This window comes from Rhodococcus sp. IEGM 1354 (genome assembly GCF_030056855.1).
Lineage (GTDB): Bacteria > Actinomycetota > Actinomycetes > Mycobacteriales > Mycobacteriaceae > Rhodococcoides.
This window is the reverse complement of record NZ_JASHKT010000005.1, coordinates 347,777-372,532: the sequence shown is the minus strand read 5'-3', so window position 1 is coordinate 372,532 and position 24,756 is coordinate 347,777. Positions and strand designations below refer to the sequence as shown.

The window sequence follows — 24,756 nt, the reverse complement described above, 5'->3', positions numbered from 1 at the left end:
GCGGTCGCCCCGTCGAGTCGAGGAGAGTCGCTGAGCGTGGTCCACCTACCGCCACTGGTCGAAGCCACCGGTGAACTGACCTCCGAGGAGGTTGCCAGGTACAGTCGTCACCTGATCATTCCGGACGTCGGAACGGACGGCCAGAAGCGGTTGCGGAACGCCCGCGTGCTCGTGGTCGGAGCCGGCGGACTGGGTTCGCCTGCGCTGCTGTACCTCGCGGCCGCCGGCATCGGAACTCTGGGCATCGTGGAATTCGACGACGTCGAGCTGTCCAACCTCCAGCGACAAGTCATCCATGGGCGGTCCGACGTCGGACGACCGAAGGCCGACAGCGCACGGGACTCGATCCTCGAACTCAACGACGGCGTCTCGGTGGTGCTGCACAGGGTCCGCCTCGACTCGTCCAACGCGATCGACATCTTCGGCAATTACGATCTCGTTCTCGACGGCACCGACAACTTCGCCACCCGATACCTCGTCAACGACGCGGCCGCACTGGTCGGTATCCCGTACGTGTGGGGTTCGATCTACCGGTTCGAGGGGCAGGTCTCGGTGTTCTGGGATGCAGCTCCGGGCGGCGTCGGGATCAACTATCGAGATCTGTACCCCGAGGCTCCGCCGCCGGGAATGGTGCCCTCCTGCGCCGAGGGTGGCGTCCTGGGCGTGCTCTGCGCCTCGATCGGATCGGTCATGGTGACCGAAGCCATCAAGTTGATCACCGGAATAGGCGAGACGCTGCTGGGACGGCTGATGATCTACGACGCGTTGGCCATGAGCTACCGAACCGTCGGACTGGCCCGTGATCCGCACCGAACCCCGATCACGGAACTGATCGACTACGACGCCTTCTGCGGGGTGGTGCCGGCCGTCGAATCCGACGACGCCTCGATCAGCCCCGAGCAGCTACGGGCGATGTTGGATTCCGGACGCGAGGTCGCCTTGATCGACGTGCGTGAGCCGGTGGAGTGGGACATCGTGCGGATCGAGGGCGCTCGGCTGATACCGCGCGGGCGAATTCTGTCCGGGGCGGCGTTGGCCGAACTGCCACAGCAGGTACCGATCGTTCTGTACTGCAAAACCGGCATCAGGTCCGCGGAGGTTCTCGACGCTCTCGTCGGTGCCGGTTTCACCGACGCAACCCATCTCGACGGCGGAATCGTGGAGTGGGCCAAGCAGATCGAGCCCGGCCTGCCCATCTACTGACGTGGCGGCTGGGCCGCATGCGCGCGTCGTCCGCAGAGCTCTGCCCGATCGGCGGTACCGTGGCGTTCGTGAGCTCTGTCGAACCTCCTCAGCACGTGATCTCTACGTTCGGGCTGCGCGATGTCGAGCCTGCGCCACTGGGTGCGGACTGGGACGGAGGGTGGCGTCTGGGTGACGTCGTGCTCTCGCCCGTCGCCGATCATGCTCGCGCAGCCTGGTCTGCGAAGGTGCGAGAAACACTGACTGTGGACGGTGTTCGCCTCGCTCGACCGGTGCGCTCGACCGACGGTCGATACGTCGTGTCCGGTTGGCGTGCAGATACGTTCGTCGCGGGGGAGCCCGAGCCTCGTCACGACGAAGTGGTCTCGTTGTCCATGCGGTTGCACGCAGCGACCGCGCAGTTGGAACGTCCTCGCTTCTTGGTGCAGCCACCCGTCGCCCCGTGGGCCGACGTCGACGTGTTCGTCGCGGCCGACCGGGCCGCCTGGGAGGCCGTTCCGCTGCGGACCGCTCGCGGTGCGGGTGCGCCCGAGCCGTCGTCGAGTGACGGCAAGAGCAGCCTCGAATTGGTCAAACAGCTTGCGACACTGCGCAAGCCCGTCGAATCGCCGGATCAATTGGTACACGGCGACCTGTTCGGGACGGTGTTGTTCTCCGGCAGCGAAGCTCCGGGAATCAGCGATATCACCCCGTACTGGCGTCCGGCGTCGTGGGCTGCCGGCGTCGCCGTGGTGGACGCGCTCTCGTGGGGAGACGCCGACGACGGTCTGGTGGGCCGGTGGGACGATCTACCGGAATGGCCGCAGATGCTGTTGCGCGCGTTGATGTTTCGTCTGGCTGTGCACGCACTTCATCCGCGGTCGACGTCGGAGGCATTTCCCGGCCTCGCGCGCACGGCAGATCTGGTGCGTCTCATTCTGTAGGTTCGGGCGCGTGGCCCGGAGGAGCGGAGAGTTCGCGGAACAGCGACCGGGCGGAGGCGATTGCCCGGGCCGAATCACCGTCCACGATCGCGTCGACGAGGGCTGTGTGCTCGGCGACGTAGTCGTCGTCGTGAGCAGTGGCGTGTTCTCTGATCGTCTCGTGGATCACCGGTAGCAACGAGTCGTAGAACTCCAGGTAGATCGCGTTGTGGCTGGCGGCGACGATGCTCCGATGCAGGCGCGCGTCGATTCGTACGGCGTCGGCCAACGGCACGTCGCCGCTCGACCAGGCGACATTGCGGTTCTCGAGGGCGTCGTTCATCTCTCGGATGTCGTGCTCGTCGCGTCGATCCGCAGCCAATGCTGCTGCGGTCACCTCGAGAGTTTCCCGGAGCTCGGTGACGTCGCGATAACGGGCGTCCGAGAAGTACTTGCCCAGGGTGCCGCCGAGGTCCGAGCAGGTCATGACGAACGTTCCCGACCCCTGCCGTCGCTCGACCATGCCGGCGTGGACGAGTGCCTGAACGGCCTCACGAACCGTGTTTCGCCCGGTGCCGGTCATCTCGCACAGCTCCGGTTCGGTGGGAATTCTGCTGCCGACCGGCCATCGTTTCGACGTGATCTCGTCGCGCAGGGCTGCAGTGACCTGGGTGATCAGGCTCGATCGGTGGACCTGGCGCACGGAGGCTCCTCGTTCTGGGGGCGGTGCAGTGCTCGGGGTGCTGCGCCGACGATGATACTGCGTTGCACCCGATGATCCGGTCATCCTATGATTACGCGGTGAGTGCGCCTACCGTTTCCGAGACCACCCAGACCGGTACATCACTCGTTCGCGGCCGACTGCTGGTGTTCGCCGCCATCGTTCTTTCTGCGCTGACGCTGCGCGCCGCCGTGACGTCCATCAGCCCTCTGTTCGGCAGGATCGCAACGGATCTGCAGTTCGGGGATGCCGTCATCGGCGTCGTCGGGATGCTGCCGCCGGCGATGTTCGCCGTGTTCGGGTTGGCGACACCGCTTCTCGCCAAGCGCACCGGTCTCGAGCGCGCCGCCCTGCTCGCCATGGCGTTGACCACGATCGGGATGGCCACCCGGGCATTCGCGCCGAACACGGCGTCGTTGCTGGCGCTGTCCGCGATCGCCCTCGCCGGCATGGGTATCGGAAACGTCGTCATTCCACCTCTGGTCAAGCGGTACTTCTCGGATCGACTCGCAGTGGTCAGCACCATCTACATCTGTGCACTCCAGATCAGCACCATGATTCCGCCGCTGCTCGCGGTTCCGGTCGCCGATGCCCACGGGTGGCGGCTCTCCATCGGGGTCTGGGCGATCGTCGGTGTTGCCGCAGCATTGCCGTGGCTCGGTGTCGTGATCGCCCGACGTGGTCGCGACGAGAAGGACGTCTCTGCCGAGGCCGGTTCGGCGGCCGTGCACACCCGATCCGGCGGCCGCATCCATCGATCCTCGCTCGCGTGGGGAATGGTGATGATGTTCGCGATGACGTCGCTGATCACGTATTCGATGTTGACGTGGCTGCCGACGCTGTTGATCGACTCGGGTATCGGCGAGGGGTTGGCCGGAGCCTCGGTCGCCGCGTTCGGAGCGATGGGCCTGGTCACGTCGCTGGCCACGCCGACCCTCTGCGCAAAACTGCGAAATCCGTTCGGCCTCGTCCTGGTCGCCGCGGTGTGCTACCTCTGTGGGTTCTCCGGCTTGCACTTCTCGCCTGCCGCCGGAACGGTGATCTGGGTGTGCCTGATCGGCCTCGGCACGATGACCTTTCCGATGTCGCTGACGCTGATCAATCTCAGGACCCGCACCGCGGTGGGCTCATCCTCGCTCTCGGGCTTCACCCAGGGGCTGGGCTACGTGGTGTCGGCCACCGGACCGATTCTGTTCGGCTTCCTGCACACCGTGTCCGGCGGTTGGGGATTGCCGCTGACGCTGCTCACCGGATGCGTTGTGGTTCTGCTGGTCGGCGGCTATCTGTGCTGCCGACCTCGGATGCTCGAAGACTCCTGGTGACCCTGCTCGTGGCCGCGTTCGATCTCACGTACGCGCCGACGAGCGGGTGAGAACGAGTTAATCAGCGGGTCACCGCACGCAGCGCCGCTGCAACATGGCTTTCCTATCTTGGTGTCACTCACCGAATCAGGAGGCCATACGTGACCAGCCTTTCTCGCAGCGCTTCAGCCGAAACCGGCTCTGCTGCCACCGCACCCGTTCCGCCCGGAACCGTTCCCGTCTCGGTGAATCACCGGATCGCGCATTGGAATTCCGAGGACGTGCAGGCGTGGGAAGGCGGCGGTAAGCAGATCGCCAAACGAAACCTGATCTGGTCGGTCGTCGCCGAACACGTCGGCTTCTCGATCTGGTCGATCTGGTCGGTGATGGTGCTGTTCATGCCGTTGTCGGTTTACGGCATCGATGCCGCGGGCAAATTCTTCCTGGTGGCAGTCCCCACTCTCGTCGGTGCTGTCCTGCGTATTCCGTACACGTTCGCCACGGCGAAATTCGGCGGGCGCAACTGGACCATCTTCAGCGCTCTGGTGTTGTTGATCCCCACGCTGCTGACGATGTACTTCATGTTGAACCCGGCCTCGTACACCACGTACATCATCGTGGCGGCGTTCGCCGGAGTCGGCGGCGGTAACTTCGCCTCGTCGATGACGAACATCAACGCCTTCTATCCGCAGCGCGAAAAGGGTTGGGCCCTCGGACTGAACGCCGGCGGAGGCAACATCGGCGTACCGGTCATCCAGCTCATCGGTCTGCTGGTCATCGCTACCATCGGCAACACCGCGCCCGAGATCGTCTGCGCCGTTTACCTGGTGTTCATCGCGATCGCCGCCGTCGGTGCCGCGCTGTACATGGACAACCTCGACAACCAGAAGACCAACGGCCGCTCCATGATCGACGTGTTGAAGTTCTCCGACGCATGGTGGATCGCCTTCCTCTACATCGGCACGTTCGGATCGTTCATCGGCTTCAGCTTCGCATTCGGGCAGGTACTCCAGATCAACTTCCTGGCCGGATTGACCGACGGGGCGCCCGCCACGGCGGCTCAGCAGGCCCAGGCCTCGCTGCACGCTGCGCAGATCGCGTTCCTCGGACCTCTGCTGGGATCGCTGTCGCGGCCGTTCGGTGGCAAGCTCGCCGACAAGATCGGCGGCGGAAAAATCACCCTGTACACGTTCGTGGCCATGACCTTCTCCACCGGAATTCTGGTAGCGGCCAGCACCTGGGACGACTCGACGCCAGGGGCGGCCAGCGGCACTGTGATGGTCCTCTTCGTCATCGGATTCATCGCACTCTTCTTGCTCTCGGGCCTCGGCAACGGGTCGGTGTACAAGATGATTCCCGCGATCTTCGCTGCGAAATCTGTTGCACTGCAGGGCATGACGGTCGAGGAACAGCAGCACTGGTCCCGCAAGATGTCCGGCGCACTGATCGGGATCGCCGGTGCCATCGGCGCACTCGGCGGTGTCGCCATCAACCTGGTGCTGCGGGCGTCGTACTCCGGTAGTGCGAAGTCGGCCACCACAGCGTTCTGGGTGTTCCTCGGCTTCTACGTGGTCTGCGCGATCGTCACGTGGGCGATCTACCTGCGCAGGACCGACTCCGCCGACGCCGACGCACCGGTAGCCGTCTGACGCTCGGTGCAGGCGCACTCGAAACACTCTGCACGGCAACGAAATCGGAAGGACCCGCAATGAAGAACGCGGTAGTGGTAGGGCACGGAATGGTAGGGCACAGGTTCGTCGAGGCGCTGCGGGCGCGCGACGAGGGTGCCGAGTGGAAGATCACGATCCTGTGCGAGGAAGCTCTGCCGGCGTACGACCGGGTGGGTCTGTCGTCCTACGTCGGTACCTGGGACCACAAGGAATTGGCGTTGGCGGGCAACGACTATCCGGGCGACTCACTGGTCGAGATGCGTACCGGGGTGCGGGCCGAACGCGTCGACCGTGACCACCGCACCGTGGTCACCTCGGCCGGCGACACCGTGGACTACGACGCGCTGGTCCTCGCCACCGGCTCCTACCCGTTCGTTCCGCCGATCGCCGGACACGACCTGCCCGCGTGCTTCGTCTACCGCACCCTCGACGATCTGGACAGGATCCGTGCGCGCGCCGACGCCGCTGGATCGGGAGCCGTGGGCGTGGTCGTCGGCGGCGGCCTGCTCGGCCTCGAAGCGGCGAACGCGCTGAAGAAGATGGGCATGACGCCGCACGTCATCGAGTTCGCGCCGCGGTTGATGCCGCTCCAGGTCGACGAAGGCGGCGGCGCGCTACTGGCCCGCCTCGTCACCGATCTCGGATTGAACGTGCATGTGGGAGTGGGCACGTCGTCGATCACCGAGAACGACAGCGCCGGGTTGACGGTCGAGCTGAGCAACGGCGACACGATCGACGCGGCCCTCCTGGTGTTCTCCGCCGGGGTGCGACCGCAGGACTGGCTGGCTCGCGAGAGCGGCCTCGACGTCGGCGAGCGCGGCGGTATTCTGGTCGACATCGGCTGCACCACATCCGATCCCGACGTCTACGCCATCGGCGAATGTGCTGCGGTCGAAGGCCGATGCTACGGACTCGTCGCGCCCGGATATTCGACGGCCGAGGTGGTAGCCGACCGATTGCTCGGCGGCGCAGCGGAATTCCCCGGAGCGGACATGTCGACCAAGCTCAAGCTCATGGGCGTCGATGTGGCGAGCTTCGGTGACGCGATGGCCGCAACTCCGGGTGCGCTCGAGGTGGTCTTCAGCGACGCGCCGAAGGGCACCTACGCCAAGCTCGTCGTCACCGACGACGCGAAGACGTTGCTCGGCGGCATCCTCGTCGGCGACGCGTCGGCGTACTCGCTGCTCCGGCCGCTCGTCGGACGCGAATTGCCGGGCGATCCGGGTTCGTTGATCTCTCCGGCGGCCGAGCAGGTCGGCATCGGAGCGCTTCCCGACGACGCCGAGATCTGCTCGTGCAACGGTGTGACGAAGGGTGCGATCTGCTCGGCCATCTCCGACGGTGCGTGCGATCTGGCCACGGTGAAGAGCTGCACCACGGCAGGCACCACCTGCGGAGGATGCTTGCCGTCGATCAAATCGCTGCTGGCGGCATCGGGAGTGGTGCTGTCGAAGTCGTTGTGCGAGCACTTCTCTCAGTCGAGGGCCGAGCTGTTCGAGATCGTACGGGCGACGAACACCCGAACTTTCTCGTCGTTGATCGCCAAGTACGGATCGGGTGCCGGCTGCGACATCTGCAAGCCCGTCGTGGCCTCGATTCTCGCGTCCACCTCGTCGGATCACATTCTCGACGGTGAACTGGCGTCGTTGCAGGACACCAACGACCACTTCCTGGCCAACATCCAGAAGAACGGCACCTATTCGGTGGTGCCTCGGATGCCGGGAGGGGAGTGCACGCCCGAGCAGTTGATCGTCATCGGTGAGGTCGCCCGCGACTTCGGGCTGTACACCAAGGTGACCGGCGGGCAACGCATCGACATGTTCGGTGCCCGCGTCGAACAGCTTCCCGAAATCTGGAAGCGGCTCGTCGACGCAGGCATGGAATCGGGTCAGGCGTACGGAAAGTCGCTGCGTACGGTCAAGAGCTGCGTCGGGTCCAGCTGGTGCCGCTACGGTGTTCAGGACTCGGTGGGAATGGCCGTCGACCTCGAGAACCGGTACCGCGGACTGCGTTCGCCGCACAAGATCAAGTTCGGAGTGTCGGGTTGCGCACGTGAGTGCGCCGAAGCCCGCGGCAAGGACGTCGGCATCATTGCCACCGAAGGCGGCTGGAATCTCTACGTCGGCGGCAACGGTGGCCAGTCGCCCAAGCACGCCCAGTTGCTCGCGTCCAACCTCGACGACGCCACACTCGTCAGCTACATCGACCGCTATCTGATGTTCTACGTCCGCACCGCGGACCGCCTGCAACGCACCGCACCGTGGCTGGAATCGCTCGATGGGGGATTGGACCACCTCAAAGCCGTCGTCTGCGAGGACAGCCTGGGCATCGGCGCAGAACTCGAGGCAGACATGGCACGCCATGTCGCCGGCTACAAGGACGAATGGGCAGGGGTGCTCGAGGACGAGGAGAAGCTCGGCCGGTTCGTGTCCTTCGTCAACGCTCCGGCCGAGGCCGATCCGACCATCGCGTTCGACGAGTCCGGCGCACGCAAGGTGCCCGTGCTGATGGGGATGCCGCGCATCGGAGCGTGACGTGCTCGAGTGACGGGTTCCTGACAACCGACAGGTCACGAACCTGAGCGCATGTGCACAGGTGGGTAATCGCCGCTTAACGGCCAAGAAACACGGGCAGCGTCAAATAGCTGACCAGGAGGTACGCCATGACTGTCATCGATTCACATACTTCGGTACCGAACGATCTTTCGCGAGACTGGACCCCGGCCTGCACCCTCGACGCTCTCATCCCGGGTCGCGGGGTAGCGGTGCTGCTGCGCGGCGGCACCCAGGCGGCACTGTTCTTGCTCGACGACGGACGACTGTTCGCGGTCGGCAACATCGATCCCTACGGCCGCGCTGCAGTGATGTCGCGTGGTCTGGTCGGCGACCGCGGCGGCGAGCCCACCGTCGCGTCTCCGCTGCTCAAGCAGGTCTTCTCTCTCGTCGACGGACGTTGCCTCGACGATGCGGAGGTCTCGCTCGGCTCGTTCGAGGTCGCCACGGTCGAGGGTGTCGTGCTCGTGCGCGGCGGATCTACGTGACCGAAAATGCCGGGGCGGACATGCCTCTGGCCGGGTTCACCGTCGGGGTGACGGCGTCGCGTCGCGCCGAGGAGTTCGCGACTTTGCTCGAGCGGCGTGGGGCCAGCGTGATGCACGCGCCTGCGATCAGGATCATCCCGCTCGCCGACGACGCAGAGTTGGAACGCGTCACCGCGGCGATCATCGCTGCACCACCCGAGATCACCGTCGCCACCACGGGAATCGGTTTTCGTGGCTGGATCGAGGCCGCCGACGGTTGGGGGCGAGCCGAGGAACTCGGTCGTGCCCTGGGTGCGTCGCGACTGTTGGCGCGTGGTCCCAAGGCCACCGGTGCCATTCGAGCGGCGGATCTACGTGAAGAATGGTCGCCTGCCTCCGAGTCGTCCGCCGAAGTGCTCGAACATCTGCTCGCCGAGGGTGTCGAGGGCAAGCGCATAGCGGTCCAACTTCACGGCGCGACCACCGAATGGGAGCCGGTTCCGGATTTCTGCGAGGTATTGCGCTGCGCCGGAGCCGAAGTGGTGCCGGTGCCCGTGTATCGCTGGACTGCTCCCGACGACCAGAGCCCGATGGATCGCATGATCGAGTCGGTCGTCATCGGTGATCTCGACGCCATCAGCTTCACCTCGGCACCGGCGGTTGCGTCCATGCTGATGCGTGCCGACGAGAACGGCGTACTCGAGCCTCTGCTGCAGTCGATGCGTTCGCGGGTGCTTCCGGTGTGCGTCGGACCGGTCACCGCAGCCCCGCTCGAACAGCTGTCGGTTGCCACCACTGCGCCTGCGCGTGCGCGGCTCGGTGCGCTCGCCCGTCACATCGCCGAAGAGCTGCCCAGGAGAACCGGTCGCCTGCACGCAGGCGGGCATGTGGTCAGTGTTCGGGGACGGTGTGTGGTGGTCGACGGGGAGGTGCGGCCCGTGTCCCCGGCCGGGATGGCGCTGATGAAGACGCTGAGTCGTCATCCGGGGCGCGTGGTCTCCCGTGAAGACCTGTTGGCCTCGTTGCCCGGAGGGGGTGGCGATACCCACGCGGTGGAGACCGCCATGACCCGACTCCGTTCCTCACTGGGGGCACCCAAGGCGATCCAGACCGTGGTCAAACGCGGCTACCGTATCGCGTTGGACTATATCGAGACCGAATCCGACTGTGATGCACACGAACCCGCGGGGGCTGTTTCCGTGAGCGAGGGGAGTAAGTACTGATGGAACCCACCTTGGTGTTGGTCGCACACGGCACTCGAAACCCGCGCGGTGTGGAGATGGTCGCCGCGCTCGCCGACGCCGTCTCGAAGCAGATCGGTACCACGCGTGTCGCCTTCGTCGACGTGCTGGGACCGTCCCCGTCCGAGGTACTGCGCGACACTCCGGAATCGGCGGTCGTCGTTCCGGCATTTCTGGCATCGGGTTATCACGTCCACACCGACGTGCCGCGCGAGATCACGGACAGTGCGCACTCGTCGGTCGCCGTCACCCGTGCCCTCGGGCCGGACCCGGTGCTCGCACGAGTGATGGTCGATCGGCTCCGGGACGCCGGCTGGCGAGCCGGCCAGAGCATCGTGCTCGCGGCCGCAGGATCGTCCGATCCTTGTGCGTTGCAGGAACATCGGATCGCGGCAGCCATGCTCGCGGACGCCGCTCGGACACCGGTGAAGATCGGATACGTGGCCACCAGTACGCCGACCGTTGCGCAGGCGGTGTCCGGACTGCGGGAAGCCGGGCACGATCGAGTGTTCGTGGCGAGCTATCTGCTGGCTCGTGGGCTCTTCCACAATCGGCTGGCCGACGTGGGAGCCGACGGCGTCGGTGCGCCGCTCGGGGTGCATCCGGCCATCGTCGATCTCGTCGTCGAGCGGTACCACGAGGGTGTTCGGCTGCTGGCCGGTTCGGAATTCAGTACGGTAACGGAAGAATTGTCACCGGCTCGTCGTCGCTGACATCGGCGGGTATCACGGCGAGCGCATCACGGCCGACGAGGTGCGCCAGATGAGCTGTCCTGACCTTGATGTCGGCTCGCCAGCGGGTACCGTCGGCCACCACGGGAACGATTCGAGGGATCGGGGCTCGAACCTCGGATGCGTTGGACAACAACCCCGTTCGCGGTGAACGCGGACCGCGAGCGGTGAGCGCGTCGACGATCGCCGGTGCCGTCAGCAGCGCCGTGCTCACTGCCGCGAGCGGATTGCCGGGGAGGCCGAGGACAACCGTACCGTCGGGCAGGGTCGCGGTGATCTGGGATCCGCCGGGTCGCACGCGCACTCGCCCGACGACGGTTTCGGCACCGAGGGCGGCGAGCGTGGAGCGTAGCTGATCGGCGGCGCCTCCTCCGGTGGCTCCGACCACGACCACGAGGTCGATGTTCTCGGTACTTCCCAAAAGGTCGGCGAACGCGGTCGCCGTGTCGTCGAGCAGCAGTGCGTCCACGACGGCGATTCCACAGTGCGCCAGATACTCCGGCAGCGCCGATCCGAGTACATCCCTGGTCTCCCCGGGTGCCAGTGGACCCGACACCCGAATCTCGTTTCCGCTGATCACAATTCGTGCGCGAACCGGCCCCCGCACGTCGAGTTCGGTCACCTCCGCGCTCGCGGCGAGTGACCGAACAGCAGTGTCGATCGCGGTACCCGAGGCAACCAACTCCGTTCCGGGAAGCCAGTCCTCGCCGCGGCGACGCGTGTCGTCTCCCGACGTCGCCCACGGTGCGCGTTCCACGACGCCGGCCGGTGTCGTGACCGCGTGTTCGTCGCGAACGACCGCAGTGGCACCGGGAGGAAGCGCTGCGCCGGTCGCGATGCGTACCGCGCTGCCGTCGGCGAGTCGCGCGATGCCGGACGTCCCGGCGTAGGCGATATCGGGCCTCAGCGTCCACGGAGGGGGTCCGCTCACGGCAAATCCGTCCATCGCGGAGATATCGACCGCAGGCAGTGCCGTTGCCGCCACCAACGGTTGCGCGAGCACGGTCCCCGCCGTGTCCTGCAACGGAATTCGATGAACCGGGAGGGCGGCTACTCGCTGTCGAATTCGTTCGTGCGCGGCGTCGATGTCGAGTACGTCCTCCGATCTCGACGAGGCTGCGGCGCGCGCGGCGACCAGATCGGCCGGGGTATCGCAGTCCTCGATATCGGCAACCGTGACGACGCGGTGCTCGTTCGGGACGAGTGCGCGCATCGGGGCACCCTCGACGGTATCGAGCGCCGCCACCGCCGAGCGCAGCGCGCTGTAGCGCCAGACTCCGAGCAGGAACTGGGTGCGACCGGTGGCGTCGGCCGCGAACACTGCGTCGGTCTCGACTCGGTCGAAGTGATCGATCAGTGACTGCACCGCAGAAGCATTCAACAGCGGTATGTCCGACGCTACGACTGCCACCAGATCGGCTGTCCCGTCGAGTGTTTCGAGTCCGGCGGCCAGAGCTGCCACCGGGCCGCCGCCGGCGGGGGACTCTCGGGTCTGCACAACCGAACCCGGTACTGCGTCGCGTGTGGGGCCCACCAGTACCGTTCGGCGACAGTCCGAGACGGCCGCCACTGCAATGTCGACCATTCGTCGTCCGCCGACGGTGAGCGCGGGCTTGTCGACTTCTGCCGATGCCGTGCCGGCAATGCCTGCCATTCGCGATCCGCGACCACCCGCGAGCACGATGGCGTCGCAGATCGGCTCGGTCGACGAGCCGCTCACCGGTGCGATCCCATCACGTCGGCAGCGGCACGTTCTGCAGTCGAACCTGGCCGCGCGCGATGGTCTTACCGCTGTCGGTCGCGGTGATCGTGACCAGCCAGAGTTGCTGAACGCGGCCCTGCTGCAACGGTTCCGCGAGAACATCCACCCGTCCGCCTTTGCTTGCGCGCAGGAAATCGGTTCCGTTGTGCACTCCGACCGCGAACTCGCCGCGATCCTTGACCGCCTCACTCGCACCGATGCTTGCGGCGCTCTCCACAGCGCTGGTATAAACCCCACCGTGCACGACGCCCCAGGGCGTGAAATGTTCCTCGGTCAGCTCGATGTGCCCCGCTACCCGCGTGCCCGAGACCTCGTCGATCACCAGGCCGGCCGCGGCGACGAAAGTGCTCGCCTTGGACAGGGCGAACTTCGCCGTAGGGCGTGGATCGAACTGCCCGAGCCGATCTCCGATGTTCATCCTTCGAGATTAGTGGTCGACGTCGAAGGCTGGGGGAGCGCCCCGAAGTCGAAGCGAACGGACTTCAGCGACACTCGCCCGTCGCGGATCTCGACACCTTCTCCGCGCAGCGTCTCGAGTTGTCTCGTCGCCAGATGCGCCGCAGGCTTTCCGCTTGCACCCAGGACACGGTGCCACGGCAGATCGGCGGAGTCGGTCCGCATGATCCACCCGACGATGCGGGGGCTGGACAGATCGGCCGCCGCCGCGATGTCCCCGTAGGTGGCAACGGAACCGACGGGAATCGACGCGACCAACGCGCGTACCCGCTCCACCTGCGCCTCGGTGATCGGAGCCATCTACAGCAGGGATCGCACCAGCTCGGCCACGTCGGCCGGCTTGGCCTGGCCGACCATGTGATCGCAGTCGAGTTCGACGGTGCGCAGGTTCTCGCCGAGCTTGTCTCGGAGCGCGGACACGAATTCTTCGGTCACATAAGGAGGTTCGACGCGCATGGCCCGCACCACGATGGTCGGGACGCTCTCGGCGGGCACCACGATCGGACGAGCGAGCTCGCCCCACGTCGCAACGATGGCCGGAATCGACATTCGCCACGCGACCTTCCCGCCGTCGGCGGGGACCAGATGATCGGCGACCTCACGGTCGAGCAACTCGGTGGGCACGTCCGCCCATGCGCCGTGGATCTTCTCAGAACGCGCCTCGTCGGCGTCGGTGTAATCGGGGGACTTCGCAGTGGCCTCGGCGACCTCGAGCAGCTCCTCCGGCGGCAAGGCAATCGCAGGATCGAGCAGCACCAGCGCGCGCACCACCTCCGGGAACCGCTGTGCGAGATGCACGGCCAACGCGCCGCCGTACGAATGTCCGAGCACCACGACCGGACCGCGCGCATGGGCGTCGAGCACGGCCTTCAGTGCGGTGACCTGAGCGTCGATGTCCCACGGTGGAACGGACGGAGAACGGCCGTGGCCGATCAGATCGGGAGCCAGAACGCGGGCCTCGGGCAGGTGATTCTCGGCGAGGTCCCACCAACGGGCACCGTGGCCGGTCACACCGTGAACGGCGAGGATTTCGGGACCGTCTGCGGGTCCGAACGTATGCAGATTCAACTCGGGCACGTGAACCACTATGCCGCATCTGCTCAGGACCAACGAAACAACCGGATTGCACACGCGGTTCCGACGACCACGGTGGCCCCCAGCCCGATCGGTCCGGCTATGTCGATCGGGGTTCCGGCCCAGGCAGACCCCAGCGCAGTAACGGTGGCACCGAAGGGAAGAAGCTCTCCGACGGCGATCAGCGGACCGGGCAGGTCTGCGACGGGGCCGAACAGTCCGCCGCCGGCACCGAGTATCAAGAACAGGGTGAGGCCGATCGCGACGGCAGAGTTCGCTGTGGGTGCGACGGCCGCCACCACGATCCCCAGCGAGTACATCGCCGCTGCACCCAGCACCAGAATTGCCGCAACCAGGATCGGGTTGTGCGGGGGAGTGATTCCGAACAGCAGGGCCGCAGTGGACAAAGCGATACCGATTCCGAGTGTCGCTTGCACTGCGCTGGTGATCACCTGCGCAGCCAGCACCTGCGTCGGCCCGATCGGTGTCGTCGACAGCCTCTTCAGCACGCCGGACTTCCGATAGAGCGCAAGAAAGCTCGGCATGTTCACGATTCCGATGACGGCGACGATCATGGTCAGGGCAAGCGGCAGGACGAACCGATCGAATGCTGTGATTGCGCCCGGCCCGACGATTTCGGCCGACGTACCGGATCCGTTCATTACCAGTACGAGAACCGGGAGGGCGATGGGGACGATCAGGCCGGCCGTGTCCCGGGTGACCATGCGCATTTCGGCCCCGACGAGTGCGCCGGTGGCGCGCAGGCCTGGACGAGGCGCAGCGTGGATGTCGCATGCGGTCATGCCGTCCTCCGTTCGGTCAGCGTCAGGAATGCGTCCTCGAGGGTGGCCCGGTGGTCGCCTCCGAGGCCGGCATCGGCGATCAGAGACTCCGGTGTGCCGGTGGCCGCGACGGCCCCTCGATCGAGGACGGTGATGCGATCGCACAGGCGGTGTACTTCGTCCATGTGATGGCTGACCAGCAGGATGGTGACACCGTCTGCGCGGAGGTCCTCGATCAGTCGCCACACGGTGCGTCGTGCATCCGGGTCGAGTCCGGTGGTGAGCTCGTCGAGCATGACAACCCGAGGGGAGCCGATCAGTGCGAGGACCACCGACAACCGCTGTTGCTGGCCTCCGGACAACCGCTCGTACCGCACCCGGCGGTGCTCGTGCAGGCCCACCGCGCGGACGAGAGCGTCTCGATCGGCGGGTCGACGGTAGAAGGAGGCGAACAGATCGACCAGTTCCTCAACGGTGAGCGCGGTGTGAAGGTCGTTGGACTGCAGCTGTACTCCCAGAACCGCGCGTACTCGATTGCGGTCGGTGAAGGGGTCGAGTCCCAGAACTCGCACGGCACCGGAGCTCGGCTTACGAAGGCCCGCAATGGTTTCGACCAGGGTCGTCTTACCGGCGCCGTTGCGCCCGAGCAGGCCGTGCGTCTCGCCTTCGCGGACCGAGAGGCTGACGCCTGCCACGGCGGTGCGCTCTCGATAACGCTGGGTGATACCTCGAACGTCTATCGCTGCCATCCGATGTTCCCTTCTCGATCGTGTCGATCTCGACGCTAGATCCGCCATGGCCTGCGCACAGGTGCCGATCGTCACCGAAGGGGATCGTGACTTTCGGCAGGGGCGTGCGGGTGGAGCGGGCGATAGGGTCGACAGAATGAGACGCCTCGGACCCGACGTTCTGGCCGGTGCGTTCGTGTCCGCGATCGCGGTCGCGATGGGCGCTCTCGTCGTCTTCGATCGGTCGATCGCCGACGGTCTCTCGGTTCCGCGTTGGGCCTGGGCTGCGCTGTTCGCAGCCTTCCTGCTCGTGCAGACCGCGGGCATGTGGTGGGAAGACCGGCTGCCGGATCGTCTCGTCCGCGCGAGCTTCGCCACCCAGGTGATGCTGGCACCGGTTCTCGTGCTGACCGCCCCGACTGCAGGTTGGTTGCCCATTCTGTTGGTGTTCACCTCGACGTTCGCCGTGTATCGGGTGTCCGGCTCGTCGGTGGCGGTCATTGTTGCGGTCTACACCTGCTGTGTGGGGGTGTCGGTTGCGATTCGGGGTGGACGGATCTCGGAAATCGCGCTGATAATGTCGATCTACGGAGCGCTGCAGGTGGCCAGCGCGTTGTCGGTGACCGCACAGCTGCGACAGGCTCGGTTGCGCCGGGAACTTGCGGTCGCGCACGCCGAACTGCGCACCGCCAGTGCGTTGTTGAACGATTCCTCCCGTGCCGACGAGCGATTGCGCATCGCGCGCGAGCTGCACGATGTGCTCGGTCACCAGCTCACCGCACTGAGCCTCGAGCTCGAGGTGGCGTCCCATCAGGTCTCCGAGCCTGGGCGCGAGCATGTCGTTCGGGCCCGATCCATCGCACGTGACCTGCTCGGCGACGTTCGGTCGACCGTCGGCGAAGTGCGCAGCAGGACTCCGGTGCTGGGGGAGTCGCTCGATCGTCTGGTTGCGCAGCTGCCCGAACCGGTCGTGCATCTTACGGTCGACCCCGAGATCAGGGTCGACGAAGCTCGGGCGGTGGCGGTGGTCCGCTGCGTGCAGGAGATGATCACCAACACCATTCGCCATGCGAATGCCGATGAGATGTGGATCGAGTTACGCGCGGATTCGACCGGTGCGCTATCGGTCTCGGTGCGCGACGACGGCCGGGCGTCGGCCGACTTCGAGCCGGGGCACGGGCTGCAGGGAATCCGAGAGCGCATCGAAGGACTGGGCGGTACGGTCACCTTTTCGGTCGATCGCGGATTCACGGTCCACGCGACGGTGCCTGCCCCGTGATCACGGTCTTGATCGTCGACGACCACACTCTGGTTCGGCAGGGTATCCGCAGCCTGCTCGAACTGGATCCCGACATCGAGGTGACCGGTGAGGCGGACAACGGTGCCGCTGCGGTCGCGTCGATCGAACTCGATGCTCCAGATGTGGTGTTGCTCGATCTGCGCATGCCGCGCTTCGACGGCCTGTGGACGCTTCGGGTATTGCAGGACAGGGAAATACGGGTCCCGGTCTTGGTTCTGACGACGTTCGACGACGACGAGTTGGTACTCGGGGCGCTGCGTGCGGGTGCGAAGGGCTATCTGCTCAAGGACGTGACCTTCGAGCGGCTCGGTGGTGCCGTACGCGAACTCGCGGCCGGGCGAACCTTGGCGCAACCTGCCATCACAGAGAGACTGCTGGACGCTTTTCGGACCGGCAAGCACGGCCCGAGCGACGTCGTGATCGCCGAAACACTCACGGCCCGCGAGATCGACGTACTGCGCCTGGTGGCAAGTGGATACACCAATAGAGCAATAGCCGACGCGTTGCATCTGGCCGAGGGGACCGTGAAGAACCACGTGTCGTCGGCGATTCTCAAACTCGGGGCCAGAGATCGCACCAGCGCGGTTCTGCGTGCGCTGAGCGGCGGGTTGCTCGACTGATTTAGAACGCATTCTTGTCATGGCGCAATTGGGTGTGTCGGTGGTTCGTGATTGCATGTCCCGCATGAGCACGGACGGCAGACACAGCGCGACGGTCACCCTCGTCCGTGCACCCAGGGTGGCGCAGCCGCCCCGCCGGTGGACCGATTCCGCTGCCCGGTTGCTGGCGTGGACTCCCGATTCGGCGGCGGAGGCGGCTCAGGGCGCTCCTCGATGGAACCCCTGGCAGGTGCTCGGCGGGCCCGGCTCGGGAAAGACAGCGCTCGTGGCCGACTACGCAGTCTCCCGAATCGTGTCCGGCGATCCGGAATCGGTCCTGGTGCTCACTCAGTCGAAGCGCGCGTCCATCACGCTCCGCGAGCAGATCACCGCCGGTCTGTTCAGCGGCGATCACGCGCTGCGCGCCACGCGCGAACCGCTGGTACGTACGGTGCACTCCTATGCGTTCGCGGTACTCAGGTTGCAGGCCTCCCTCTACGGCAATCCGCCTCCTCGACTGCTGACCGGTGCCGAGCAGGACGCGGTGGTCCGCGAGATGCTGCGGGGCGACATCGAGGACGGCGCAACCGACTGGCCGGATCGATTGCGCCCGGCTCTCGGTACCGCAGGATTCGTCACCGCGGTGCGAGACATGATTCTCCGATCCGCAGAACGCGGAATCGGACCCGAGGATCTGGTCAAGCTGGGCCGCACGCACGGCAGACCCGAATGGATCGCCGTCGGCAAATTCGCGGCTCGATACGAACAAGCCATGTTGCTGCGCGGCGCAGTCGGCGTCGAAGCCGCAGGGGCCACGGCACCGGGCCTCGACGCGGCCGAGCTCATCGGCAGCGCACTGATGGCGTTCGCCACCGACCCGGATCTGCTGCGCAGTGAGCGCGCCCGCATCCGGCACCTCGTCGTCGACGATGCACAGCACCTCGATCCGCAAGCTGCGCAGCTGATTCGGTTGATCGGCACCGATACCGAATCGACCGTGATCGCCGGGGACCCCGATCAATCCGTCTTCACGTTCCGTGGAGCGGATCCCACGTTCGTGGCCGATCTGCTCGATGCGGACTCGCCTCGACGGGTGGTCCTGACGCGGAACTTTCGATCGGTGCCTGCAGTGGCGGAACTGACCGACATCGTGGCGGGGCGACTGCCCGGGCTCGGTCGGCACCGCAGTCCCGAGCCGGTGGCCACGGCTCGGTTCGGCGAGCCGGAGGCCCGGGTACACGTCGTGTCTTCGCCTGCCAAGGAAGCCGCGATCATCTCCGACGCCATGCGACGCGCGCACCTGATCGACGGAATGCCCTGGTCCGAGATGGCGATCGTCGTGCGGTCGGTCCCGCGTACCGTCGCGCCGCTGCGTCGCGCTCTGCACGCGGCCGGTGTCCCCATGATCACCCCGGCTTCGGAGTTGCCGTTGCATCGCCAGCACGGAGCGGTGGGCTTGCTGCTGGTGCTGCGGGCGATCTCCGACCCGTCGTTCGACGGAGAAGATGCGCTGGCTCTGCTGTCCGGCCCGATCGGGGGTGCCGATCCGGTAGGTCTGCGGCGGCTGCGCCGAGGTGTCCGCAGACTCGAACTGGCCTCGGGCGGCGAGCGCGATTCGGCCGAACTGCTCAGAGTCGTTCTCACCGGCGAGACGCGAGAGAAGTTCGGGTGGATCACTGGTCTGTCGGACGTGGAAGCGGCACCGCTGCGACGAGCACTGAGCGTCGTTCGTAAGGCGCGAGCGGTGGCTCGGGAGGGCCGCGGAGTCGAGGACGTGCTGTGGGCTGCGTGGCAGGCGTCCGGACTCGAGCGGCGTTGGGCCGCCGCGTCCGCGTGGGGTGGGTCCGCGGGTGCTCAGGCCGATCGAGACCTCGACGCGGTGGTCGCACTCTTCGACGCCGCGGCGGCCTACGTCGACAGGCTGCCGCGCGCGCAGCTGGGCGGATTCCTCGATTACATTGCGCAGCAACAGATTCCTACCTCGAGCTCGAATCGTTCGACTGCGCCGGCCGATGCGGTGACGCTGCTCAGCGCGCACTCGGCAGCCGGTCGCGAATGGGAACTGGTGGCGGTCGCCGGGGTTCAGGAGGGGCTGTGGCCGGGTCTGCGAGCGCGCGGCAGCCTCCTCGGAACCGACACGCTCGTCGATCTGGTGTCCGGCAAGGTCGACGCGGCTGCGGCCCTCGACGGACGACTGTCGAAAGCTGCACCGCTACTCGCCGAGGAACGCAAGCTCTTCCTCGTGGCGTGCAGTCGCGCGCGCTCCACTCTGCTCGTCACCGCCGTGGACTCGAGCACGGGCGATACCGATCTGGTCCGCTCCCGATTCGTCGACGAACTCCGGGGAGTCGACGGCGACGCAGATCCCGTCCCGCTGCCCGAAGGTTCCGAGCCGCCGACCCCGCACCGGGTGTTGGCATTACCGATGTTGGTCGCCGAGCTTCGCGGGGTCGTCTGTGATCCCGTTGTCGCCGAACATGATCCGGACAAGCGAGCGCGCGCCGCGCGGCACCTGGCCACACTCGCCGAGGCCGACGTCCGAGGCGCACATCCCGACGAGTGGTTCGGAATTGCGGGCCTCAGCACCAGCGAGCCCCTGTGGCACCTCGGCGATGGGCCGGTCCCGCTCTCGCCATCGACGGTGGAACAGCTCACCACGTGCCCGCTGCGCTGGATGCTCGAACGTCACGGAGGAAACGACGGCACCAACACTCACGCCGTCACCGGAACCCTCGTGCACACTCTGGTGCAGGCGGTGGCAGGCCGGATTCCACCGGACCAGCTCAGGCGGGCACTCGAGACGGCGTGGGATGCAGTCGATCTCGGATCACAGTGGTTCTCGCGTCACGAGCTCGATCGAACCGGGGCGATGCTCGACACGTTCGAGAATTGGCTGCAGGGCACCCGAGGCGAGCTCACCGAGGCGGGCGTCGAGGTACAGGTCGACGGCATTCTGGCCGCCCGATCCGAGGACGAGCCTGCGGTCGCCCTGCGCGGCCGGATCGATCGGCTCGAACACGATCCGGACGGCCGCCCGGTCGTCATCGACGTCAAGACGGCCAAAACGGTGATGTCCAAGGAAGACGCGCGCAATCACCATCAATTGGCTACGTATCAGGTCGCCGCTGCCGCGGGCGCAATCGAGGGAGAGCCCGCGGGCGAACCCGGGGGTGCCCGGTTGGTGTTCGTGGCCAAACCGCACAACAAGGACGGCGCAACGCAGCGGATCCAGGAGGTGCCGACACCGGAGAAACTCGAGGAATGGCGAGACACCGTCCACCGGGCGGCCTCGGCGACGCAGGGTCCCGTCTTCGAAGCCAGAGTCAACGACGGGTGCAGACATTGCCCCGTCAAATCCAGTTGCCCGGCCCACGAGACAGGACGGCAGGTGACCGAGCAGTGACCGCCTCGGCGACGCGCAGCGCAACCGTGCGGGTCTCACCCGTCGAACTGTCCCGCGCCCTCGGGCAGAAGCACCCACCCACCGACGAGCAGGCGGCGGTGATCGCCGCCCCACCCGGTCCGACGCTCGTCGTGGCAGGCGCAGGGGCTGGGAAGACCGAGACGATGGCCGCGCGAGTGGTGTGGATGGTGGCCAACGGGTTCGTCGATCCGGATCAGGTACTCGGACTGACCTTCACCCGCAAGGCTGCGCAGCAACTGACGTCCCGAATCCGCGCTCGGCTGGCGCGGCTCGCCGGGTCGGATCTGGTGCGCGCGCTGGATCCGAGTCTGGCACTGCGCGAACGGATTCTCGCCGCCGAGCCGGAGGTGAGCACCTACCACTCGTATGCCGGGCGACTGCTCACCGAGCACGGCCTGTTGCTGCCCATCGAGCCCTCCGCGACGCTGCTGTCGGAGACCGAACTGTGGCAGCTCGCGCATCGTGTGGTCAGCACGTGGGACGGCGATCTCGACACCGACCGAAATCCCACGTCGGTGACCGAGGCGGTACTCGCCCTCTCCGGTCAGCTGGCCGAGCATCTGGTGGACCCCGACCAGCTGCGCGAGGCGCACGTGGAACTCGAGAAATTGGTGCACACACTCGGCCCCGGTCCGCGTCAACGTGGTGGGCCGACCAAGGAGCTGCTCAACATCCTCGATGCCCAACATCAACGAATCACGTTGCTGCCGTTGGTGGAACGACTCGCGCAGACGCTTCGGCACGAAGGGGCACTGGATTTCGGTTCGCAGATGTCGATGGCGGCGCGGGTCGCGGCCGAACATCGCGAAGTGGGAATCGCAGAGCGGCAACGCTTTCGGCTCGTTCTGCTCGACGAATACCAGGACACCGGTCATGCCCAGCGGGTGCTGCTGTCCTCACTGTTCGGATCCGGTAGCGATGCCACCCTGGCGCTGACAGCCGTGGGCGATCCGATGCAGTCGATCTACGGGTGGCGAGGGGCGTCGGCGGCGAACCTGCCGCGGTTCGCCACCGATTTCCCGCAGGCGGACGGCAGTCCGGCACCGCGGCTCGAACTCCTCACCAGCTGGCGCAACCCGCCCGAGGCACTCGCTCTCGCCAATCTGATCACCGACCCCCTGCGCCGCGTCGGTGTACCGGTGCCGACCCTGCGGGCCCGGCCGGGCGCGGTGCCCGGCGATGTACGGCTGGCCGTCACCGACACCGTCCTCGACGAACGGGAATGGATCGCCGACCGAATAGCCGAGCACTACCGCGACGCCCTCGAACTGGACCGGCCTCCGCCCAGTGCCGCGGTACTCGTGCGGCGCAACGCCGATGCCGAGCCGATCGCCGAGGTGCTGCGTAGCCGTGGCCTACCCGTCGAGGTGGTCGGGCTCGGCGGATTGCTGCATGTGCCGGAGGTCGCCGACATCACCGCGATGCTGCGTCTGGTGGCCGATCCGACTGCGGGCAGCTCGGCCATGCGCATCCTCACGGGCTCCCGATGGCAGATCGGGGCCGCCGATCTGCGGGCGCTCGCTCAGCGCGCCAAGGAGCTCGAGATTCGGGGCGGCTACGGCACCGCGGGCCGTGTCGACGACCCACAGGCGCTCGACGCCGCGCTCGGAAGTGCCCTGCCGGGGGAACAGTCGGAGCAGGCCGGTCTGGCCGACGCCATCGCCGATCCAGGTTCGGCCGAACGATATTCGGAGGCCGGGCACCGACGCATCACTGCGCTCGCCGGAGAACTACATCTGTTGCGCGACCGAATCGGGCAGCCGCTGACGGAACTGGTCGCCGACATCGAACGCATCATGGGCATCGGCGTCGAAGCGCAGGCGCGGACACCGTTCGGTGTCGATGGTGCAGTCGGGCGCGAGCATCTCGACGAATTCGCCCATGTGGTGGCCGATTACGCCGACAATCCAACGGCCACGGTCACCGGATTCCTGTCGTTCCTCGCGGCGGCAGAGACTGTCGAGGACGGGTTGGCTCCGGGCGAGGTCGAGGTCGCCCCGCATCGAGTACAGGTGCTGACGGTGCATTCGGCGAAGGGCCTCGAATGGGAGGTCGTGGCCGTACCGCACGTGGCGACCGGAGTGTTCCCGTCCTCGAACGCCTCGTCGACCTGGCTCGGGGCGATGGCCGAACTGCCGCCGTCCCTGCGCGGCGACCGCGCTCTCGACGGTGAAGGTTCCGAGGGGGTACCGGTACTCGAGCTCGAGGACCTCTACAACCGAAAGGACCTCGAGGACGCCGTCAAGCGGCACAAGGATGCACTCGCTCGGCGTCGGCTCGCGGAGGATCGTCGACTGTTCTACGTTGCACTCACCAGAACCGAACGGGTGCTGCTGGTCTCGGCGCATCAGTGGGACGAGACGTCCACGAAGCCTCGTGGCCCGTCCGAGTTTCTCGACGAGCTCCACCGGTACACCTCGACGGCCGAGGACGCCGTCGCGGTGGTCGAGCAGTGGGCACCGGCCCCCGAAGCCGGAGCCGTCAACCCGTTGGGGGCCGAGCCGCATACGGCATCCTGGCCGCGAGATCCGCTCGGGCCGCGGCGAGGCGCGATCGAGAGTGGTGCGGCCGACGTTCTGCGGGCCCTGGCCGACAGGGCCGGCTCCCACCATGATTCGGACGAAGACGAGGACGAGGACGACCCGGAGGAGTGGGGCTTCGACGTCCGGACCTTGCTGGCCGAGCGCTCGGCGCGGGCCGTTGCCGGGGTCGATGTCGCACTACCCGAGAACCTGTCGGTGACGCAGCTGGTCGACTTGGCGGCAGATCCGGATGCGCTCGCCTCGCGACTGCGCCGGCCACTTCCGTTTCCCCCGAATCCGTTGGCGCGCCGGGGAACAGCGTTTCACGCGTGGATCGAGCGCCGGTTCGGCGCGACCCGACTGCTCGATCTCGACGAACTGCCGGGCTCCGCCGATACCGGTGCTTCTGCCGATGTGGACCTGGACACTCTTCAGCGGGCGTTCGAGGCCTCCGATTGGGCTCTGCGCAGTCCGGTGGAGGTAGAGGTGCCGTTCGAGACGTCGGTGGCTGGAACAGTGCTGCGCGGTCGGATCGACGCGGTGTTCGCCGACCCGGACGGCGGCTGGACCGTCGTCGACTGGAAGACCGGAGCCGAACCGTCGGCGTCCGAGCAGCAGGCGGTGGCGATGCAGCTGGCGGCGTACCGGCTGGCGTGGGCGGAGTTGATGTCCGTCGGTCGTGCCGAGCCGGTACCGCTCGATCGCGTCCGTGCGGCGTTCCACTACGTCCGCAGCGGTCGTACCATCTCGCCCGACAAGCTGCCTGACGCAACAGCTTTGGCGGCGTTGCTCGAAGGTCGATCCGTCGTGGACGACGTCGGCACTACGGCGCCAGTCGACGAGCTTTCAGAGCCTCGGTGACCAGTGGGATCTGCAGGGGGAGACGAGCGATCATGGCGGCCTTCAAGGCCGGTGACGTCTTGGAGCTGCGTACGTACTTCCATGCGAGGTTGATGTTGGCGGGGAATACCGTGACGAACAGGCCCGCTGCCAACGCACCGCCCACTCGACGGGTGCGGGGTGCGGCCAACGTGGCAGCGACAGCGAGCTCGGCTACTCCCGATACCTGGGTGTACGTCCGCGCCGAACCGGGCAGGGCGGTCGGTACCTGCGCATCGAAGAATTGGGGAGTGACGAAATGGAGTACTCCGGCGCCGGCGAGCAATCCCGCGAGACGCAGCGCTGCGGCCTGACTCGGTCTCTGTGTCATGCACACACCGTGCCACACGGTGCGCCATCCGCCCATCCGCCCATCCGCCCATCCGCCCATCCGCCCATCCGCCCATCCGGTGTGCTCCGTGCGGTCGGTTGTCGACGCGGA

At 66.7% G+C, this 24,756-nt stretch carries 20 protein-coding genes; 12 read left to right on the top strand and 8 right to left on the bottom strand.

Features of this window, described 5'->3' with window-relative positions:
- Positions 1–36: 36 nt before the first annotated feature.
- Both moeZ and QM588_RS13875 read left to right on the top strand, forming a co-directional pair.
- Positions 37–1,203, top strand: a complete 1,167-nt coding sequence (gene moeZ / locus QM588_RS13880; protein WP_080729269.1) for an adenylyltransferase/sulfurtransferase MoeZ — start codon at positions 37–39, stop codon at positions 1,201–1,203.
- Between the two features lie 68 nt (positions 1,204–1,271).
- Positions 1,272–2,126 carry a TIGR02569 family protein gene (locus QM588_RS13875; RefSeq protein WP_032370923.1) on the top strand — a complete coding sequence of 285 codons (855 nt, stop codon included), beginning with the start codon at positions 1,272–1,274 and terminating at the stop codon, positions 2,124–2,126.
- Here QM588_RS13875 and QM588_RS13870 read toward each other — a convergent pair.
- Complete coding sequence (locus QM588_RS13870) at positions 2,116–2,808, bottom strand: FadR/GntR family transcriptional regulator (RefSeq protein WP_027496538.1); 693 nt, start codon at positions 2,806–2,808, stop codon at positions 2,116–2,118. The two genes, QM588_RS13875 and QM588_RS13870, sit on opposite strands and share 11 nt — an antisense overlap.
- Positions 2,809–2,906: 98 nt before the next feature.
- Here QM588_RS13870 and QM588_RS13865 point away from each other — a divergent pair, with 98 nt between their 5' ends.
- The 6 genes from QM588_RS13865 to QM588_RS13840 all read left to right on the top strand — a co-directional run bounded on the left by QM588_RS13865 (position 2,907) and on the right by QM588_RS13840 (position 10,770).
- Positions 2,907–4,148: an MFS transporter gene (locus QM588_RS13865; RefSeq protein WP_283314041.1), complete on the top strand. Its 1,242-nt coding sequence runs from the start codon at positions 2,907–2,909 to the stop codon at positions 4,146–4,148.
- Positions 4,149–4,372: 224 nt separating this feature from the next.
- Positions 4,373–5,776, top strand: coding sequence for a nitrate/nitrite transporter (locus QM588_RS13860; RefSeq protein ID WP_027496540.1), 1,404 nt, complete (start codon positions 4,373–4,375; stop codon positions 5,774–5,776).
- A 59-nt stretch (positions 5,777–5,835) separates the two neighbouring features.
- Positions 5,836–8,331, top strand: a complete 2,496-nt coding sequence (nirB, locus tag QM588_RS13855; protein WP_283314040.1) for a nitrite reductase large subunit NirB — start codon at positions 5,836–5,838, stop codon at positions 8,329–8,331.
- 128 nt (positions 8,332–8,459) lie between these two features.
- Positions 8,460–8,837 (top strand): nitrite reductase small subunit NirD, encoded by a 378-nt coding sequence (gene nirD / locus QM588_RS13850; RefSeq protein ID WP_027496542.1) that lies wholly within the window; start codon positions 8,460–8,462, stop codon positions 8,835–8,837.
- 20 nt (positions 8,838–8,857) lie between these two features.
- Positions 8,858–10,039, top strand: a complete 1,182-nt coding sequence (locus tag QM588_RS13845; RefSeq protein ID WP_283314169.1) for a uroporphyrinogen-III synthase — start codon at positions 8,858–8,860, stop codon at positions 10,037–10,039.
- Positions 10,036–10,770, top strand: coding sequence for a sirohydrochlorin chelatase (locus QM588_RS13840; RefSeq protein ID WP_283314168.1), 735 nt, complete (start codon positions 10,036–10,038; stop codon positions 10,768–10,770). Before QM588_RS13845 ends, QM588_RS13840 begins: the two co-directional genes overlap by 4 nt.
- Here QM588_RS13840 and QM588_RS13835 read toward each other — a convergent pair.
- The 6 genes from QM588_RS13835 to QM588_RS13810 are packed head-to-tail and all read right to left on the bottom strand — an operon-like array spanning position 10,727 to position 15,611.
- Positions 10,727–12,508, bottom strand: coding sequence for an NTP transferase domain-containing protein (locus tag QM588_RS13835; RefSeq protein ID WP_283314039.1), 1,782 nt, complete (start codon positions 12,506–12,508; stop codon positions 10,727–10,729). The genes QM588_RS13840 and QM588_RS13835 overlap by 44 nt on opposite strands.
- Positions 12,509–12,521: 13 nt before the next feature.
- Entirely contained in the window at positions 12,522–12,968 is a 447-nt protein-coding gene (locus QM588_RS13830) for a PaaI family thioesterase (protein WP_228139195.1), read from the bottom strand.
- Positions 12,965–13,306 (bottom strand): MGMT family protein, encoded by a 342-nt coding sequence (locus QM588_RS13825; RefSeq protein WP_032366321.1) that lies wholly within the window; start codon positions 13,304–13,306, stop codon positions 12,965–12,967. Before QM588_RS13825 ends, QM588_RS13830 begins: the two co-directional genes overlap by 4 nt.
- On the bottom strand, positions 13,307–14,083 hold the full coding sequence (locus tag QM588_RS13820; protein WP_032372875.1) for an alpha/beta hydrolase: 777 nt from the start codon (positions 14,081–14,083) through the stop codon (positions 13,307–13,309).
- A gap of 23 nt (positions 14,084–14,106) precedes the next feature.
- A complete protein-coding gene (locus tag QM588_RS13815) occupies positions 14,107–14,883 on the bottom strand; it encodes an ABC transporter permease (protein ID WP_094653066.1) in 777 nt (258 codons plus the stop codon).
- Positions 14,880–15,611, bottom strand: a complete 732-nt coding sequence (locus tag QM588_RS13810; protein ID WP_094663146.1) for an ABC transporter ATP-binding protein — start codon at positions 15,609–15,611, stop codon at positions 14,880–14,882. The genes QM588_RS13815 and QM588_RS13810 overlap by 4 nt, the downstream gene beginning before the upstream one ends.
- Before the next feature lie 136 nt (positions 15,612–15,747).
- Between QM588_RS13810 and QM588_RS13805 the strand changes: the two genes are divergently transcribed.
- Genes QM588_RS13805 through QM588_RS13790 form a run of 4 tightly spaced genes read left to right on the top strand, consistent with a single transcriptional unit; the run spans position 15,748 to position 24,296 of the window.
- Positions 15,748–16,869 carry a sensor histidine kinase gene (locus QM588_RS13805; protein ID WP_283314035.1) on the top strand — a complete coding sequence of 374 codons (1,122 nt, stop codon included), beginning with the start codon at positions 15,748–15,750 and terminating at the stop codon, positions 16,867–16,869.
- Entirely contained in the window at positions 16,866–17,510 is a 645-nt protein-coding gene (locus QM588_RS13800) for a response regulator (protein ID WP_048320215.1), read from the top strand. Before QM588_RS13805 ends, QM588_RS13800 begins: the two co-directional genes overlap by 4 nt.
- A 55-nt stretch (positions 17,511–17,565) precedes the next feature.
- Positions 17,566–20,892: an ATP-dependent helicase gene (locus QM588_RS13795; RefSeq protein WP_442972917.1), complete on the top strand. Its 3,327-nt coding sequence runs from the start codon at positions 17,566–17,568 to the stop codon at positions 20,890–20,892.
- Complete coding sequence (locus QM588_RS13790) at positions 20,889–24,296, top strand: ATP-dependent helicase (RefSeq protein ID WP_037219252.1); 3,408 nt, start codon at positions 20,889–20,891, stop codon at positions 24,294–24,296. The genes QM588_RS13795 and QM588_RS13790 overlap by 4 nt, the downstream gene beginning before the upstream one ends.
- Here the strand turns inward: QM588_RS13790 and QM588_RS13785 are convergent.
- Positions 24,259–24,645: a DoxX family protein gene (locus QM588_RS13785; RefSeq protein WP_027496549.1), complete on the bottom strand. Its 387-nt coding sequence runs from the start codon at positions 24,643–24,645 to the stop codon at positions 24,259–24,261. The two genes, QM588_RS13790 and QM588_RS13785, sit on opposite strands and share 38 nt — an antisense overlap.
- Positions 24,646–24,756: the final 111 nt, after the last annotated feature.

Coding starts and splice junctions, on each gene's coding strand:
- nirB (WP_283314040.1), top strand. CDS start 5,836: ATGAAGAACGCGGTAGTGGTAGGGCACGGAATGGTAGGGCACAGGTTC.
- nirD (WP_027496542.1), top strand. CDS start 8,460: ATGACTGTCATCGATTCACATACTTCGGTACCGAACGATCTTTCGCGA.
- QM588_RS13845 (WP_283314169.1), top strand. CDS start 8,858: ATGCCTCTGGCCGGGTTCACCGTCGGGGTGACGGCGTCGCGTCGCGCC.
- QM588_RS13830 (WP_228139195.1), bottom strand. CDS start 12,968: ATGAACATCGGAGATCGGCTCGGGCAGTTCGATCCACGCCCTACGGCG.
- QM588_RS13825 (WP_032366321.1), bottom strand. CDS start 13,306: ATGGCTCCGATCACCGAGGCGCAGGTGGAGCGGGTACGCGCGTTGGTC.
- QM588_RS13815 (WP_094653066.1), bottom strand. CDS start 14,883: ATGACCGCATGCGACATCCACGCTGCGCCTCGTCCAGGCCTGCGCGCC.
- QM588_RS13810 (WP_094663146.1), bottom strand. CDS start 15,611: ATGGCAGCGATAGACGTTCGAGGTATCACCCAGCGTTATCGAGAGCGC.
- QM588_RS13805 (WP_283314035.1), top strand. CDS start 15,748: ATGAGACGCCTCGGACCCGACGTTCTGGCCGGTGCGTTCGTGTCCGCG.
- QM588_RS13795 (WP_442972917.1), top strand. CDS start 17,566: ATGTCCCGCATGAGCACGGACGGCAGACACAGCGCGACGGTCACCCTC.
- QM588_RS13785 (WP_027496549.1), bottom strand. CDS start 24,645: ATGACACAGAGACCGAGTCAGGCCGCAGCGCTGCGTCTCGCGGGATTG.